The organism is Bradyrhizobium sp. NDS-1, assembly GCF_032918005.1.
Taxonomy (GTDB): domain Bacteria; phylum Pseudomonadota; class Alphaproteobacteria; order Rhizobiales; family Xanthobacteraceae; genus Bradyrhizobium; species Bradyrhizobium tunisiense.
Window position 1 is genome coordinate 7,475,927 of sequence record NZ_CP136628.1, and the last position, 13,164, is coordinate 7,489,090.

The 13,164-nt window shown below is 64.8% G+C and carries 10 protein-coding genes; 6 read left to right on the forward strand and 4 right to left on the reverse strand.

Annotated elements, in window-relative coordinates:
- Window positions 1–13: 13 nt before the first annotated feature.
- The 6 genes from RX330_RS34960 to RX330_RS34985 all read left to right on the forward strand — a co-directional run bounded on the left by RX330_RS34960 (window position 14) and on the right by RX330_RS34985 (window position 7,407).
- Window positions 14–1,564, forward strand: coding sequence for an AMP-binding protein (locus tag RX330_RS34960; RefSeq protein ID WP_317241535.1), 1,551 nt, complete (start codon window positions 14–16; stop codon window positions 1,562–1,564).
- Window positions 1,565–1,927: 363 nt separating this feature from the next.
- A complete protein-coding gene (locus RX330_RS34965; protein WP_212083867.1) occupies window positions 1,928–3,526 on the forward strand; it encodes an ABC transporter substrate-binding protein in 1,599 nt (532 codons plus the stop codon).
- A 40-nt stretch (window positions 3,527–3,566) separates the two neighbouring features.
- Window positions 3,567–4,514: an ABC transporter permease gene (locus RX330_RS34970; protein WP_212083864.1), complete on the forward strand. Its 948-nt coding sequence runs from the start codon at window positions 3,567–3,569 to the stop codon at window positions 4,512–4,514.
- Between the two features lie 9 nt (window positions 4,515–4,523).
- Window positions 4,524–5,417, forward strand: a complete 894-nt coding sequence (locus RX330_RS34975) for an ABC transporter permease (protein ID WP_212083862.1) — start codon at window positions 4,524–4,526, stop codon at window positions 5,415–5,417.
- Complete coding sequence (locus tag RX330_RS34980) at window positions 5,417–6,424, forward strand: ABC transporter ATP-binding protein (RefSeq protein WP_212083853.1); 1,008 nt, start codon at window positions 5,417–5,419, stop codon at window positions 6,422–6,424. The genes RX330_RS34975 and RX330_RS34980 overlap by 1 nt, the downstream gene beginning before the upstream one ends.
- The gene (locus RX330_RS34985; RefSeq protein ID WP_212083851.1) at window positions 6,421–7,407 is read left to right on the forward strand and encodes an ABC transporter ATP-binding protein; all 987 of its coding nucleotides are present in this window, start codon (window positions 6,421–6,423) and stop codon (window positions 7,405–7,407) included. The genes RX330_RS34980 and RX330_RS34985 overlap by 4 nt, the downstream gene beginning before the upstream one ends.
- On the opposite strand, the gene RX330_RS34990 is transcribed toward RX330_RS34985, so the two are convergent.
- From RX330_RS34990 to RX330_RS35005, 4 genes are all read right to left on the reverse strand, one after another.
- Entirely contained in the window at window positions 7,379–8,140 is a 762-nt protein-coding gene (locus tag RX330_RS34990) for a hypothetical protein (protein ID WP_317241536.1), read from the reverse strand. The genes RX330_RS34985 and RX330_RS34990 overlap by 29 nt on opposite strands.
- Before the next feature lie 312 nt (window positions 8,141–8,452).
- The gene (locus tag RX330_RS34995; RefSeq protein ID WP_317241537.1) at window positions 8,453–10,441 is read right to left on the reverse strand and encodes an acetyl/propionyl/methylcrotonyl-CoA carboxylase subunit alpha; all 1,989 of its coding nucleotides are present in this window, start codon (window positions 10,439–10,441) and stop codon (window positions 8,453–8,455) included.
- Window positions 10,438–12,054: an acyl-CoA carboxylase subunit beta gene (locus tag RX330_RS35000; RefSeq protein WP_317241538.1), complete on the reverse strand. Its 1,617-nt coding sequence runs from the start codon at window positions 12,052–12,054 to the stop codon at window positions 10,438–10,440. Before RX330_RS35000 ends, RX330_RS34995 begins: the two co-directional genes overlap by 4 nt.
- Window positions 12,055–12,156: 102 nt before the next feature.
- The gene (locus RX330_RS35005; protein ID WP_212083843.1) at window positions 12,157–13,023 is read right to left on the reverse strand and encodes a 3-keto-5-aminohexanoate cleavage protein; all 867 of its coding nucleotides are present in this window, start codon (window positions 13,021–13,023) and stop codon (window positions 12,157–12,159) included.
- Window positions 13,024–13,164: the final 141 nt, after the last annotated feature.

Consider the following 13,164-nt stretch of genomic DNA (forward strand, 5'->3'; position numbering starts at 1 on the left):
AGCCGGAGGATAGATGTACCCAGGTCAGCATGCCCGCCTACGTCCGCTGCAGCCCGCCTTCATCATGGCGGCCACGGGCGAGGCCGTCACCTATCGCGAGCTGGAGGCGCGCAGCAACCGGCTGGCCCACCTGTTCCGCAAGCACGGCCTGAAGCGGCTCGACCACTATTCGATCTTCATGGAGAACAATTCGCGCTATCTCGAAGCCTGCGGCGCGGGCGAGCGATCAGGTCTCTACTACACCTGCATCAACTCCTTTCTGACGCCGGGCGAGTTGGCCTATCTGCTCGTCAACAGCCAGTCCCGGATTCTGATCACGTCGGTTGCGAAACTCGACATCGCCCGCGAGGCGATCAAGGCCTGCCCCGACATCGAGCTCTGCATCGTCGCCGACGGCCCGGGCGAGAGCGGGCGCATCGTTGGTCTTGCGGACGTGACAGCGGATATGCCGACAACACCGATCGCGGATGAGTGGCTCGGCACGGCCATGCTCTATTCGTCCGGCACGACGGGACGGCCGAAAGGCATCCTGCGGCCGCTGCCGGAGGAGCCGCCGAAGCACAATCTGCCCCTGTTCGACTTCCTGACAAAGCTCTGGCACTACCGTGAAGGCATGGTCTACCTCTCGCCGGCCCCGCTGTATCATTCGGCGCCGCAAGCTGCCGTGAACCTCACGATCCGCATGGGCGGCACGGTGATCATCATGGAGAGCTTCGATCCCGAGCGCTACCTCGAGCTCGTCGAGCGGTGGGGCATCACCCATACCCAGCTCGTGCCGACGATGTTCTCGCGCATGCTGAAGTTGCCGGAGGACGTGCGCAGCCGCTACGACCTGTCCTCGCTTGAGATCGCGATCCATGCCGCCGCGCCCTGCCCGGCCCTGGTCAAGGACGACATGATCAAATGGTGGGGCCCGATCATCCATGAATATTACGGTGCGACCGAAGGCCTCGGCTTCACCGCCTGCAACAGCGAGGAATGGCTTAGCCACCGCGGTACCGTCGGCAAGGTGCTGCTCGGCGACCTCCACATTCTCGACGAGAACATGCAGCCGTGCCCGACCGGCACGCCGGGTCAGGTCTGGTTCAAGACGGCCTCGCCGTTCGAGTATTTCAACGACCCTGAGAAGACCAGGGAGGCGCGTTCGGCCGACGGCAGCATGAGCACGGTCGGCGATGTCGGCTATGTCGACGCCGACCGCTTCCTGTATCTGACCGACCGCGCGACCTTCATGATCATCTCCGGCGGGGTGAACATCTATCCGCAGGAGTGCGAAAATCTCCTGATCACCCATCCGAAGGTCGCCGATGCCGCGGTGTTCGGCGTGCCCAATCCCGATCTCGGCGAAGAGGTGAAGGCGGTGGTGCAGCCGATGCATGGCGTGGTGCCGGACGCCGCGCTCGCCGAGGAGCTGATCGCGTTCTGCGCTAAGTCGCTGTCGCGGCAGAAGGTGCCGCGTTCGGTCGATTTCGAGAAAGAATTGCCGCGGCTCCCGACCGGGAAGCTGTACAAGCGGCTGCTGCGGGATCGCTATTGGGGGAATAAGGCGTCACGGATCGTGTGAGGGCTCCGATTCACTTGTACACGAGAGGCGCAAGACGCAACCACAGGGAGTAGCTGTCGCCCGAGCAGACAACTCCCAGCCCTCGCAAAACTCCTGCCTGTGGTTATGGTCCCGATCGGCGTGCGCTCGAGGCGCGCTTGTCCGGGACGACGGCGGAGGTTGGCGATACCGTTGCGCGCGACGTCTGCCAAACAGTGCAGGAACCATCTCTTCGCACCTGCACTCACACAATGTGAGACGATCGGCCTTGCGTCATCCCAATTGTCGAGGCGGCCTGCGGTCCTACCGGGGTTGCCTCCCTCAACTTGCGTGCTATCGTTACGCCAAACAGGCCGCAAAGGCCGATGTCCAGGGAGGATGAGCATGCGGAGCGTGTGGGCGCTCGCCGCAATGGCGGCGCTATCTGTGCTGACGACCTCAACCACCACGCTCGCAGGCGAGCCCAAGCAGGGCGGTATCTTGCGGATGTATCACCGCGACAGTCCGGCGAACGCGTCGATCCTCGAAGGCGCGACCTATTCGGTCAACGTGCCGTTCATGGGGGTCTTCAACAATCTCGTCATCTACGACCAGCATATCGCGCAGAACAGCCCCGATACGCTCAGGCCTGAGCTGGCCGAAAGCTGGTCCTGGAGCGGCGACAACAAAAAACTGACGTTCAAGCTGCGCCAGGGTGTGAAGTGGCACGACGGCAAGCCGTTTACATCGGCCGATGTCAAATGCAGCTTCGATCTCCTGATGGGAAAATCGCAACAGAAGCTGCGGCAGAATCCGCGCAAGGCCTGGTACAGCGAAGTCAACGAGATCACGACGAGCGGCGATTTCGAGGTCTCCTTCGACCTGAAGCGGCCGCAGCCCTCGCTGCTGGCGATGCTCGCGTCCGGCTATACGCCGGTCTATCCCTGCCACGTCTCGCCCGCGGACATGCGCACGCATCCGATCGGGACCGGACCGTTCAAGTTCGTCGAGTTCAAGGCCAATGAATCGATCAAGCTGACGCGAAATCCGGACTACTGGAAGAAGGGTCTGCCCTATCTCGACGGCATCGAATACACGATCATCCCGAACCGCTCGACCGCGATCCTCGCTTTCGTCGCCGGCAAGTTCGACATGACCTTCCCGACGCACATCACGATCCCGCTTCTGAAGGACATCAAGTCGCAGGCGCCGAAGGCGACTTGCGTCGTCGAGCCGACCAACGTTTCGACCAACATCATCGTCAATTCGACCTCGGCGCCGTTCGACAACATCGACATCCGCCGGGCCATGTCGCTCGCACTCGACCGCAAGGCCTTCGTCGACATCCTGTTCGAAGGCCAGGCCGACATCGGCGGCACCATGCTGCCGCCGCCTCAGGGCATCTGGGGCATGCCCAAGGACAGGCTGGAGACCATTCCTGGCTACGGCCGGGACGTGAATGCGAACCGTGAGGAAGCAAAGAAGCTGATGCAGAAGGCGGGCTACGGCCCCGACAAGCATCTCGCGGTGAAGGTCTCGACGCGCAACATTGCGGAATATCGCGACCCCGCAGTGATCCTGATCGACCAGCTCAAGAGCATCTACATCGACGGCGAGCTCGACGTCGTCGAGACCGCAAACTGGTTCCCGAAAGTCGCGCGCAAGGACTACATGCTCGGCCTCAATCTGACCGGCAATTCCGTCGACGATCCCGACCAGTCCTTCTACGAAAACTATTCCTGCGGCTCGGAACGGAACTACACCAATTACTGCAACAAGGAGATCGAGAAGCTGTTCGACGTGCAGTCGCAGGAGACCGATGTCAGCAAGCGCAAACCGCTGGTATGGGATATCGACAAGAAGCTGCAGGAGGATGTCGCCCGCCCGATCATCTTCCATGCACGAGCCGGCACGTGTTGGCAGCCCTACGTCAAGGGCATCACGATCATGTCGAACAGCTCCTATAACGGCTTTCGCTACGAGGATGTGTGGCTCGACAAGTAGTGCGCGTGGCTGAAGATTAGCGGCTCGCGGAGGGCGCAGGATGTTTGCCTATCTCGTGCGACGCCTGTTCCTGATGCTCGTGACCCTGTTCGGGATCTCGATCGTCATCTTCCTCCTGCTGCGTATCGTGCCCGGCAATATCGTCGACATCCTGTTCGCCGCCGCCGGCTATGTCGATCCCGCCGACAAGGCCAATCTGGAGAAGGAGCTCGGCATCGACCAGCCGCTGATCGTGCAATATTGGCACTGGATCAGCGGTTTTCTGCGCGGCGACTTCGGGTACTCATACGTCTCCGAGAAGCCCGCGCTGCAGGAGATATTGCCGCGGATTCCGATCACGGCGAAGCTTGCCGGCCTGGCGCTGTTGTTCTCGGCCTCAATCGGCATTCCCCTGGGTGTCATCAGCGCCGTGAAGCAGGGTACGCGGCTGGATTACTTCTTGCGCGTCGTCAGCCTCAGCGGCTTGTCGCTGCCCTCGTTCTGGCTCGGCCTTTTGATCCTCACCGCGTCGGTGGCGATGTTCGGCCAGATGCCGATCTTCAATCCGAATCCGCAGACCTGGCTCGAGGCGTTCGCAACCTATGCGGTCCCGGCCGCCGCGGTCGGCTTCCGCAGCGCGGCGCTGACCATGCGCATCACCCGCTCCTCGATGCTGGAAGTGCTGCGGCAGGATTACATCCGCACCGCACGTGCCAAGGGCGCCTCCGATATCGCGGTGAACTATCATCACGCGCTGAAGAACGCGATCCTGCCCGTCATCACCGTGATCGGCATCGAAGCGGCATTCCTGATCGGCGGCCTGATCGTCACCGAGACCGTGTTCAACATCCCCGGCGTCGCCCGCTTCCTGGTCGAGGCGATCCGCTGGCGCGACTATCCGATCGTGCAGAATCTCGTGATGCTGATCGCCGTCGTGGTGGTGAGCGCGAATTTCATCGTCGACATGCTGTACGCGGTGTTCGACCCGCGTATCAGGTACACGGATTAGGAGGCCGGCTTGGCCGCGATCGACTACGATCTCGAACTACGGCGGGCCGGCGCGCATGCGACCGGCGGCTGGCGTCGCGTGCTGTTTATGGCGCAGAGGCACGTGCTCGGCGCGGCCGGGCTCGCCATCATGACCTTGTTCGTGCTCACCGCGATCTTTGCCGACTTCATCGCGCGCTATGATCCCCTGACGATCGATTCCACGCGGGCGCTGGCCCGGCCGAGCCTGGCGCACTGGATGGGAACCGACTCGTTCGGCCGCGACGTATTCAGCCGCATCATCCACGGCGCGCGCATCTCGCTGGCTGTCGGCATCGGCTCGACCGCGCTCGGCGGCACCATCGGGGTCATCGTCGGGCTGACATCAGGCTATCTCTCCGGCTGGGTCGATCTCGTATTTCAGCGCGTTTCCGACGTTCTTCAGGCGCTGCCGCTGCTGGTCCTCGCCCTCATCATGACGGCAGCTCTCGGCCCGTCCTTGCCGAACGTCATCATCGCCATCGCCATCCCGCTGATCCCGACCGTGTCGCGCGTCATTCGTGCCAATACGCTGGCGCTGCGCGAGCAGCCCTTCGTCGAAGCCGCCAAGTCGATCGGCATGAGCGAGATCCGCATCGCGCTCCGCCATGTGCTGCCGAACACGCTGGCGCCGCTGATCGTGCTCGCGACCGCCCAGCTCGGCTCGACCATCCTCACCGAAGCCTCGCTGTCCTTCCTCGGCCTCGGCATTCCCGAGCCTTATCCGTCATGGGGCCGGATGCTTTCGGAGTCCGCCGCCGAATATGTGCGCACCGCGCCCTGGCTCGTGATCTTCCCGGGCATTGCCATCAGCCTCGCCGTGTTCGGCGCCAACCTTTTCGGTGACGCCCTGCGCGACATCCTGGACCCGAGGCAACGCGGCTGATGGCGGACAGATCCGATCTCGTGCTCGAGGTGAAAAACCTGAAGACGGTGTTCTTCACCAATTCCGGCCTGTTCAAGGCCGTGGACGATCTCTCGTTCAGCGTGAAGCGAGGCGAGACGCTGGCGATCGTCGGCGAGTCCGGCTGCGGCAAGAGCGTCACCGCGCTGTCGCTGATGCGGCTGGTGCCGGATCCGCCCGGCCGCATCGTCGGCGGCTCGGTCTCGCTCGAAGGCACCGATCTGCTGGCGCTGGACGAAACGCAGATGCGCGCCGTCAGGGGCAACCGCATCTCCATGATCTTCCAGGAGCCGATGACCTCGCTCAATCCGGTCATGCGGATCGGCGACCAGATCGTCGAGGCCGTGCGGCTGCACCGGAGCCTCTCAAGCAAGGAAGCCGGCAACATCGCGGTCGAGATGCTGCGCCTGGTACGCATCCCCGAGCCGGCGCGACGTGCGCGCGAATATCCGCATCAATTGTCCGGCGGCATGCGCCAGCGCGCGATGATCGCGATGGCACTGGCCTGCCGGCCGGCGCTGCTGATCGCGGATGAGCCGACCACCGCACTCGACGTCACCATCCAGGCGCAGATCCTGGCCTTGATCCTCGACCTTCAGAAGGAGCTCGGCACCGGGCTCGTGCTGATCACGCATGATCTCGGCGTCGTCGCGCAGACGGCGCAGCGCGTGATCGTGATGTATGCGGGGAGGAAGGTCGAGGAAGCCAGCGTCGAGGCGCTGTTCGCGGCGCCAAAGCACCCCTACACGCGCGGGCTGATGGCGTCGATTCCCGCGGTCCCCGCACCCGGCGTCGTCGCACCGGCGCGGCTGAACGAAATTCCCGGCACCGTGCCGTCGCTGGTCCGATTGCCGAGGGGTTGCGCCTTCGCGCCGCGCTGCAAGCTTGCGATCAAGCGTTGCGAGGCCGAATACCCGCCGCTGGCGGATTGGGGCGGCGGCCATCTCGCCGCCTGCTGGCGCGCGGAAGAAGCCGCGGAGGTGGCATGACCAAGCCACTGCTCGAGGTCACCGATCTCAAGAAGCACTACCCGGTGCGTGCCGGCGTGCTGCGGCGACAGGTCGGCACCGTGCACTCGGTCGACGGCGTCTCGTTCTCCCTTGGGGCCGGCGAGACGCTTGGGCTCGTGGGCGAGTCCGGCTGCGGCAAGTCGACGGTGGCACGCAGCGTGCTGCGGCTGGTGGAGCCGACTTCGGGCCAGATTCGTCTCGATGGTGAGGATATCACCCATCTGTCCAAGTCGGCGCTGCGCCCGCACCGCCGCTCGATGCAGATCGTGTTTCAGGATCCCTTCGCTTCACTCAATCCACGCATGACCGCCGGCGACATCGTCGGCGAGCCGCTCGCCGTGCACGGGCTCGCCACCGGCAAGGCGCTGGAGGCGAGGGTCGCAACGCTGTTCGAGCAAGTGGGCTTGCGGCCCGACCAGACGGGCAACTTCCCGCATCAATTCTCCGGCGGCCAGCGCCAGCGCATCTGCATCGCGCGTGCGCTGGCGCTCGGGCCGCGCCTGATCGTCTGCGACGAGCCGGTGTCCGCGCTCGACGTCTCGATCCAGGCCCAGGTGATCAACCTGTTGATCGACCTGCAGCGGCAACACGGCTTCTCCTACCTTTTCATCGCGCACGACCTTGCCGTGGTCGCGCATATCAGCCACCGCGTCGCCGTGATGTATCTCGGCCGCATCGTCGAGATCGCCGGCAAGGATGAATTGTTCCGCAATCCGCGGCATCCCTATACGCAGGCGCTGCTCGCCTCCGTGCCGGTCCCCAATCCGCTCGCGAAGAAGCTTGTGCCATTGGTTGACGGCGACGTGCCAAGCCCGGTCAATCCGCCGTCCGGATGTGCGTTTCACACTCGCTGCCGGTTTGCGATGGAGCGGTGCAAGATCGAGCGGCCGGCGCTCCTGGAAGCGGGCGACGGGCATCAAGTGGCGTGTCTGCTCAATGAGGGCACGGGGCGGAGTCAGTAGGCCGCAGCGCCCGGATCACCGGCCACGCGGCCAGCGCGGCAGCCAGATGCTTGAGGGTGTGGCCCGAGACGATGTGCCCGGTCGCTTCGAAAATAAGTGCGTCACCGAGCTCGAAAAGCTTGGCCAGCACATAGAACGCAATCACGGCACCGAGCGGCACGCCGAGCGCGCCGGGCCGGGGCCGCGTCAACGCCAGGCCGACGACCAGCGCCATGCCGCCGTACTGCACGACGACCCATGGCGTGAGATTCTCACGCGCCACCCAGGCCGCCAGCAGGCCGGCGATCATCATCAGCACCAGCACGGCTTCACCGGCGCGCGCGCTGACGCGCTCACTGGCTGCGATACCCAGAAAGCCCGCGAACGCGACTGCCATGCCGAGCCGGTCGGCCACGAGCCGTTGCGGCATGTCGGGGTCCAGATGATAGAAGCCCGAGCCCAGGCACGTGAGGATCAGCCCCACGAATAGCGAGCTCGCACCGACGGGCGCATCGTAGCGGGCGCGCAAGCGCTCCGAACCCCAGACGCCCATCGCGAGGAAGGCGAAATTGCTCAGCACATCGCCGGCGTTGGGTATGCCGAGCCAGGCGCGGCTATCGACGAAGTGCGGAATGTGCCAGGCGGCGGCGGGCATCGCGGGCGCCAAAAGCGCCACTAGAACCAGGAGGATGAGCGCGCAGGTCAGATATTTTTCGCCGGCTTGCGGGGCGCCGAACGAGAGGTGGCGGGTCACTGAGGGGAGTATGGAAGAGGTCGCTTGGGTCGGACCATTTGCGCGCAACATAAAAGGGCTCCCGGACAATGAACATCGTTCAATATTCGTAGCGCGAAATTGAACAAGGTTCAATACGAATGAGAATGCCGCCCGCAAGGGTAACTAGTTTGTTGAAATTACTTGCGTTTCTTCGTCAACCCGCGCGGTGCTGCAAGGTGGGCAACGCGACTTGTCCGCCGTGGCTCGAAGAGCGAAGGCGGAAGCGTGCCCACGCATATCTCGCGAACGATCAGGTGTTCGTGGGCACGGCGCTGTGCGCCTTTGCCCTCCCTACGATGCCGCGCTAGCCACCCCGATCTCCGCCACGATCCGTCCCGTGGTCACCTGCTCCCCCTCGGCGACGTCGATTGCTGCGATGACGCCATCGATGCCGGCCTTGTGGACGTGCTCCATCTTCATCGCCTCCAGCGTCAGCACCGGCTGGCCGGCGGTGACCCGGTCGCCTGGCTTGACCAGGACGGCGACGACACGGCCGTTCATGGCGGCGCGGACCTTGCCATCCCCGCCGTTGGCTGCGGTGGCCTTCGGCGCGGCGAGGGTGAGATCGGTGACCGCAAGCGGCATACCGCGGTGCTGGAGATAGAGCCGATCGCCGTCGCGCAGGAGCTTTGCGCTGTCCATCACGCCGTCGCGGCGGAAGCGGATGGCGTCCGCATCGAGCTGGTCGATCTCAAACCTGTCCTGCCTGCCATCGGTGACGACACTGTAGCTGCCGTCGCGTTCGCGCGTGACTTCGAGCTCCAGCGTCTGGCCGGCGATCTCGATCTTCGCCGGCAGCGGGAACGTTGCCGACAGGCTCCGGCCCGTCCGCCACGAAGGCGCGCGCGGATTTGTCACGTAGAGCAGCAGGCCCGCCAGCGCCGTATCGAATGCCGCGTCCGCGCGCGGCGCCAACAGTTCGTCGCGGTGTACGCCGATGAAGGCCGTCGTCGCCTCGCCCTTGGCAAAGCCGGGATGACGCAGACACGACAGCAGGAACGACTGGTTGGTGGTCACTCCGAAAGCGGTGAGCTGCTCGAGGCCGACGATCAGCCGTCCCCTCGCCTCCTCGCGGGTGACGCCATGGCTGATCACCTTGGCGATCATGGAATCGTAGAACGGCGGGATCTCCGAACCCGATTGCAGCGCGTGCTCGACACGGATGCTTTCGGGAACCTGCCAGCGCGCCATGCGGCCCGACTGCGGCATGAAGTCCTGCCCGGCATCTTCCGAACAGAGCCGCACCTCGATGGCGTGGCCGGAGAGCTTGATGTCCTGCTGCTTCACCGGCAGCGGCTCGCCGCGCGCGACACGTAGCTGCAGCTCGACGAGGTCGAGACCGGTGATCGCCTCGGTGACGGGATGCTCGACCTGAAGGCGGGTGTTCATTTCCATGAAGTAGAACTCGCCGCTGCTATCCAGCAGGAATTCCAGCGTACCAGCGCCCTCATAGCGCAGCGCCTTCACGGCCGCGACCGCGACTTCGCCCATCCTGGCCCGCAGCTCCGGCGTGACCGCCGGCGACGGCGCCTCCTCGATCAGCTTCTGATGCCGCCGCTGCACCGAGCAATCGCGCTCGCCGAGATGAATGGCGTTGCCGTGGCTGTCCCCGAACACCTGGATCTCGATGTGGCGCGGGTTCTGGATGGCGCGTTCGAGGATCACCGTCGGATCGCCGAACGCAGCCTTCGCTTCCGAGCGCGCGCTGCGCAGCGCATCGGGGAAGGATGCCGCGTCGGTGACAAGCCGCATGCCGCGCCCGCCACCGCCGGCGACCGCCTTGATCATCACGGGAAAGCCGATCTTCCTGGCCTCCGCGAACATGATCTCGTCGCCCTGCTCGGCCCCTTGATAGCCGGGCACAATGGGCACGCCGGCCTTTTTCATGATCTCCTTGGCGCCGGCCTTGTTACCCATCGCCTCGATCGCCTGCGGCGACGGCCCGATGAAGACGAGCCCCGCATCCTTGCAGGCTTGCGCGAAATCTTCGTTCTCGGCGAGGAAGCCGTAGCCGGGGTGAACGGCATCCGCGCCGCTCGCCTTGGCAGCCGCGATGATCGCAGAGATGTTGAGATAGGATTGGGCCGGCAAGGCTTCGCCGATGCGCACAGCCTGGTCAGCCTGGCGCACATGCAGCGCATCCCGATCCGCATCCGAATAGACCGCGACGACACCGAGGCCGAGCTGCCGCGCGCTGCGCATCACGCGCAACGCGATCTCGCCGCGGTTGGCGATCAGGACTTTGAAGAACGGCCGGTGCTGCACTGATCCGTTCCTCATGGGCGGGCCACCGAAAACTGCATGCGCTGGGGCGTGCGCGCATCGCCCTCGCGGCAGATCGCGAGCACTTCGGACAGCACCGCACGGCTGTCGCGCGGATCGATCACGCCATCGTCGAGCACGCGCGCACTGGTCGAGAACACGTCCATCTGGCCGTCGAACACGCCGATGATCTGCGCCTTCATGGCATCCAGCTTGTCCTTCTCGATCGGCTTGCCGCGGCGCGCGGCGGCGGCCTCGGTCACGATCGCCATGGTTTCAGCCGCCTGCTCGCCGCCCATGACCGCGGTCTTGGCGTTGGGCCAGGAGAAGCAGAAGCGCGGATGAAAGCCACGGCCGCACATGCCGTAATTGCCGGCGCCGAAGGAGGCGCCGCAATAGATGGTGATCTGCGGCACCGTGGCCGACGTTACCGCCTGGATCATCTTGGAGCCGTGCTTGATCATGCCGGCTTCTTCATAGGCCTTGCCGACCATGTAGCCCGTGGTGTTGTTGAGATAAAGGATCGGCGTGCGGGTCTGGCAGCAGGCCTGGATGAAATGCGTCGCCTTGTTGGCGCCGGCGGGATCGAGCGGACCGTTGTTGGTGATGATGCCGATCGCCTGGCCCTCGATGCGGGCATGACCGCAGACCGTGGCTGGGCCGTAGTTCGGAGCCATCTCGGTGAAATCGGAATCGTCGACGATGCGCGCAATCACCTGCTTCATGTCCACGGTGCGCTTGTGGTCCATCGGCATGATGCCGAGCAGCTCGTCCTGGTCGTAGCGTGGCGGCTTGAATAGCGGAGCCGCCTTGCCCGGCCGCTCCCATTCCATCGCCGCCATGATCTCGCGGGCGATGCGAAGCGCGTCGCGGTCGTCTTCAGCCAGGTAGTCGCCAAGGCCGGACACTTGCGTGTGCATCTCGGCGCCGCCGAGCTCCTCCTCGGTCGCGATCTCGCCGGTCGCCGCCTTCAGCAGCGGCGGCCCCGCGAGGAACGCGCGGGTGCGGCCGCGCACCATGACGATGTAGTCGGAGAGGCCGGTTTGATAGGCACCGCCGGCAGTCGAAGAGCCATGCGTGACGGTGACGACGGGCAGGCCTGCCGCCGAGAGCCGGGCGAGATTGCGGAAGATGTTGCCGCCGCGGACAAAGTCCTCGACGCGGTAGCGCAAAAGGTTGGCACCGGCGCTTTCGACGAGCTGGACATAGGGCAGCTTGTTCTCGAGCGCGAGCTCCTGCACCCGCAGCGTCTTGTCGAGACCGTAAGGTTGCAGCGCGCCGGCATCGATGCCGGCATCGTTGGCGCTGACCATGCAGCGGATGCCCGAGACGAAACCGATGCCGGCAATGACGCCGCCGCCGGCCACGCTCTTGGCGGCATCCGGCACGTCGAACATGTAGCCGGCGAGCGTCGACAGCTCGATGAAGGGCGCGCCGGGATCGAGCACCAGCGCGACGCGCTCGCGCGGCAGCAACTGTCCGCGCTTGTGGAAGCGGTCCTTCGCTGCCGCCGAAGCCGCGCGGGTGCGCTCCTCCAGCGCGCGCATGCGGTCGATCAGGCCGAGCATGCCGTCGCGGTTGGCCTGGTAGGCGGCGCTGCCGGGGGAGATGGTGTTTTCGAGAATGGACACGTTCAACTTGCTCCGTCGTTCCGGGGCGATGCGACAGCATCAAACCCGGAACCTCGAGATTCCGGGTTCACGCTTCGCGTGCCCCGGAATGACAGGATGTGGCTAGCGATTCGTCCCAAAGATCTTCCGCGCCTCGGCGGGAGACGCGATCTCGCGGCCCGCACGTCTTGCGCAGGCGGCGATGGCTTCGATGAGCTGGCCGTTCGACGTCACCTTCTTGCCGTCGGCGAGATAGAAGGCGTCCTCGAGGCCGGTGCGCAAATGGCCGCCGAGCTCGGCGCAGCGCTGGTGCAGCGGCCAGATCTCCTCGCGGCCGATGGCGGTGACCTGGAAATGCGCCTCGGGACGCTTCAGCTTGATCAGGATCGGGAGCAGCTCCGGATCAGCAGGCATGCCGGACGCAACGCCCATGACGAAGTTGTATTCGAGCGGTCCCTTGTACATGCCGACCTGGCGGTACATGCCGACGCAGCGCACGATGCCGACGTCGAAGCACTCGAACTCGGGGACGGTGCCGACCTCGTTCATGACGTCGAGATAATCCTTCACCTTCTCGACCGCGTTGTCGAACATCATCGGCGGCCAGGCCCAGGTGTTGTCGGCCTTGACCTTCAGGTAATTCAGGGAGCCGGCGTTGCAGGCCGCGATCTCGGGCTTGGTCTCGCGGATGCAGTCCAGTGCGCCTGAGTAGTTCGGCCCCGACACGCCCGAGGTGTGATTGATGATCACGCCGGGGCAGGCTTCGCGGATCGCCTGTTGGATCTCCCTGCTGACCGCGACTTCCCAGGACGGCAGATGCCCCTTGTTCGGCGCCTGCTGGCGCAGATGGATGTGCATGATGGAGGCGCCGGCATCGAACGCTGCCTTGGCCTCGCGCGCCATCTCTTCGGGCGTCACGGGCACGTTGTGCTGCTTCGGGTCGGTGAGCACGCCGTTCAGCGCGCAGGTGATGACGGCCTTGTCGCTCATGCCACTAATGTCTCGCACGTTGAGAATTCAACGGCTGCGATCATGTGATGGGCGGCATGCGGCTTCTTGCGCGGAGAAGCTGGAAAAAACGACGAATTCGTAGGGTGGGCAAAGGCGCCCTTGCGCCGTGCCCACCATCTT